Source organism: Tardiphaga sp. (assembly GCF_028290785.1).
In the GTDB taxonomy this organism is placed as follows: Bacteria; Pseudomonadota; Alphaproteobacteria; order Rhizobiales; family Xanthobacteraceae; genus Tardiphaga.
The window spans coordinates 1-3,510 of record NZ_JAQGJD010000362.1 but is presented as its reverse complement, the minus strand read 5'-3'; the positions used below and the strand labels follow the sequence as shown (position 1 = coordinate 3,510).

Here is a 3,510-nt window from a genome sequence, read left to right as displayed (position 1 = left end):
AAGCGTCCGGGGGTGTAGGCAGAGCATTGGGTTGTCGTCTCCCTGCCTTCATGTGCGACGGCAGGGATTGACCACCGCTATCTCGGGCGTCATTGCGAGGAGCGCTTGCGACGAAGCAATCCAGCTCTTTTCGCGCGTGCGGCCTTCTGGATTGCCGCGTCGCTGCGCTCCTCGCAATGACGGGGATGGGCCGGTGGTTTGTACTTTGTCATTGTCTGCAGCGCACCTTTCCCGAATTTTCACCTACCTCTCAAGTCCGCCCTGCGCTTTCGCCGCGGGTGTTGTTTCCAAGTCATTTACTTTGTTCGCGAGATTTCCCTTTGATGCTGCCGTTGATTTGCAGCCGGGTGCCGGATGCTTAAGGCAATCGGTCGATATTGCCGACGCCTAGTGTAGTTCGCCCATTGGAGAGATTGATGTCGTTGAAGATTGCAGTGGCGCTCGCCGCCACGATGACGCTCGGCGTCCTAGCCGCCCCCGCGCAGGCAAGCCCCGCTCTGGTCGGCTTTCATGGCGACTATGCGCCCGGCACCATCGTCGTGAAGACCAGCGAGCGCCGGCTCTACCTGGTGCTCGATCAGGGCCAGGCGGTTCGCTATCCCGTCGGCGTTGGCAAGGCCGGCAAGCAGTGGGCCGGCGTCACCAAGATCGACGGCAAGTATCGCCAGCCGGCCTGGGCGCCGCCCGCGGAGGTGAAGCGCGACAATCCCGCCATCCCCGACGTCATCGAGGGCGGTTCGCCTGCCAATCCGATGGGCGTCGCGGCGATGACGCTGGCGGGCGGCGAATACGCCATTCACGGCACCAACCGGCCCGGCTCGATCGGCGGCTTCGTCTCCTACGGCTGCGTGCGGATGTACAATGAGGACATCACCGACCTGTTCGGCCGCGTTCCGGTCGGCACCCCCGTGGTCGTCACCCAGCGCTGATCGCTGTCACGCTCTGACCTGAAAGCCGCGTGACGCGCGGTTTTCAGGTTGTGGCCTATCGCGCAAATAAACCCTAGATGGCGCCGATAATACCGCTGCGACGCAGCCCAACAATGTTACCTCTGGTTGCACGGAGCTTAATCTCACTCGCACCAGTTTTAAGCCCCCAAAGCGACAGCTTTCAAAACCTGGGGGAAACGATGCCAAAATTGCATTTCCGTATCGGCACCAAGCTCGGCCTCACGGCCGCCATCGGCGTCATTCTGGTCGGCGGCATGCTGGCCAACGAGATGCTCGGCAACCAGTCGATCTCCGAGTCGAGCCGGCTGGTAATCATCAACTCCTCGAACAAGGCGGATTCGCAATCCACTGACGCCGCCATGGCGCGCGCCGAAGTCGCCAGCCAGGACATTTCGCTGGCCCGCTCGACAGCGCAGATCGACAAGTCGCTGGAAGATCTTCGCGGCCAAGTGAGCGAGGCCGCCGCCCGCACCGACGCCGCCATGGCGCGCGCCACGCGGCAGGTCACCAAGGACGCCTATAAGGTGACCCGCGGGACCATCGACAGCTATCTCGTGCTGGGCAATGAGCTGGCGGGGCTGCAGAAGAGCGTGCTCGAAACCACCGTGAAGCGCAATCAGACGTCGATTGCATGGTCGCAGGCGCTGGATCCGACGCTCGCATCGCCGGCGCTCGCGGGCTCGCCCAATATTGAACTGGCGCTGCGCGAGGCCGGCTCGCTGTTCAATGCCGCCCGCGCCGCCGGCTGGCGTTTTGCGGCGACGTCGGAAACCACGCAAAGGGACCTGGTGCCGAAATTCACCGTGGCCATCATAGACACCCTGAAGAAGGCGCGCAGTGCGGCCAGCGAAGCCGGTATTCAAGCCAGGATCGACGAGCTCGCTGGCAGTGCCGAGCGCTACCGGGGTGCTGCGGATGAAGCGGCCAAGGTCGAGGATCTGAAAATCCGGCTGCTGACGGATCGCATGCTGCCCGCGGCCAAAGCCGTGCGGAGCAACATCGAGAAGACGATCGCCGTTGCCAACGAGTACACCGTGAGGCGCCAGACCGAGCTGGTGGCGGACCTGTCGCGCGTCTCCACGGTCGGCCTCCTCGTCGGCATTCCGGTAATCCTGATCCTGATCGGCTCGGCTATCTTCTCGGTGTTCAACATCGCGCGTCCGATCCGGAAAATCGGCGACGTACTGATGGAACTGGCGAACGGCAACAAGGCGGTCGATGTGCCTTATGCCACGCGCAGCGACGAGGTCGGCGATGCCGCGCGCGCGGCGCGGACTTTCCGCGACAATCTGGTCCGCCTCGAACAGATGGAAACTGTGCAAAAGGAAGAGGAAGGTCAGGTGGCGGCCCGCCGCAAGGCCGACATGATCCGGCTCGCCGACGCGTTCCAGACTGCCGTCGGCGGCATCGTCAACACGGTGTCTGCGGCGTCCCGCGAACTTGAACACTCCGCCGGCACGCTGACCGAAAACGCCGACGAGACCCAGCAATTGTCGAGCATGGTTGCCTCCGCCTCCGAGGAAGCCTCGGCCAATGTGGAATCGGTGGCCTCCGCAGCCGAGGAAATGAGCGCCTCGGTCACCGAGATCAGCCGGCAAGTGCACGATTCCAGCCGCATTGCGGCCGAGGCAGTGAAGCAGGCCGAGAAAACCGACGCGCGCATCAGCGAGCTGCTGAAAGCAGCTAGCCGGATCGGCGACGTCGTCAAGCTGATCACCGCGATCGCCGAACAGACCAACCTGCTGGCGCTCAACGCCACCATCGAGGCGGCGCGCGCCGGCGAGGCCGGCCGCGGCTTCGCGGTAGTCGCCTCCGAGGTGAAAGCGCTGGCCGAGCAGACCGCGAAAGCCACCGATGAGATCGGCGCGCAGATCACCGGCATGCAGGCGGCGACTCAGGAATCCGCCGGCGCCATCAAGGAAATTGCGGCCACCATCACCCACATCGCCGATATCGCCTCGACCATCGCCGCCACCGTTGAGGAACAGGGCGCGGCGACCGCCGAGATTGCGCGCAATGTCGGCGAAGCCGCGAAGGGCACGGCCGAGGTCGCCGACAAGATCAGCCAGGTCAACCGCGGCGCCAACGCCACCGGCGCTGCCTCGGCGCAGGTGCTGGCCTCGGCGCGCGCGCTGTCGCTGGAGAGCGGCAACCTGAAGACCGAGGTCGAGCGATTCCTGGCGACGGTGCGCGCGGCCTGAGCCCGACGGAAAAAAGCAATCTGCCGAATCAAGCGCAGACATCATGCCCGCCAAAGTGCGAAGCGCGGCTGCGCGAGATGTGCCGGGCATCCACGTTCTCGCAGAACATCGTGGATGGCCGGGACAAGCCCGGCCATGACGGTTTGGCCGACGGTCGAGCCACATAACAACGCCTGAGAATACGGCTGCTTTTTCCTAACGCCGGAACTTCATCACCCCATCAGATTCGCTTGCTCCATCCATCGTTGCGAAGCGATCGCTTCCGCTCGTGTGCGCCGAGCAATCTTCCAAGCTGTAAGAATTGCTTTTACGCGGCCTTGCTACTCCCGCGGGTGTCGCAAACAGCGCCAGCACTCGGA

General features: G+C 63.9%; 2 protein-coding genes. Both read left to right on the top strand.

Translation table 11 applies throughout. The annotated features are described in order from the left end of the window. Positions 1-416: 416 nt before the first annotated feature. Positions 417-929, top strand: coding sequence for a L,D-transpeptidase (locus JWR89_RS23145; protein WP_299720490.1), 513 nt, complete (start codon positions 417-419; stop codon positions 927-929). 200 nt (positions 930-1,129) lie between these two features. Further along, the gene (locus JWR89_RS23140) at positions 1,130-3,151 is read left to right on the top strand and encodes a HAMP domain-containing methyl-accepting chemotaxis protein (protein WP_299720487.1); all 2,022 of its coding nucleotides are present in this window, start codon (positions 1,130-1,132) and stop codon (positions 3,149-3,151) included. Positions 3,152-3,510: the final 359 nt, after the last annotated feature.